Annotated in this window: 1 pseudogene; it reads left to right on the top strand. The window is 43.2% G+C overall.

The features are described from left to right. Positions 1 to 250: pseudogene (locus ACYP03_RS27240) on the top strand (hypothetical protein); the annotation flags it as partial.

The raw sequence follows: 250 nt of genomic DNA on the forward strand, positions 1-250 counted from the left end.
CATTTTTTTGTCATATTCACCTTCTATCCTGCAGCCCATCAAAACAGCAATGAAGTACTTGATACCTACTTAGGGGAAAAAGAAATGAAAAAAACTGTTTTAGCATCGGCATTGATTACTGCTTTTGTTTCTGGCTCGGCTGCTGCTGCAAACGTTTATGACAAGGATGGGGCAACCGTTGATTTGTATGGCCGCGCAGTAGGTATGTACTACAGCTCGGACGACAACAGCGAAAAAGGCGATCAAAGCT

This window comes from Photobacterium sp. R1 (genome assembly GCF_054600795.1).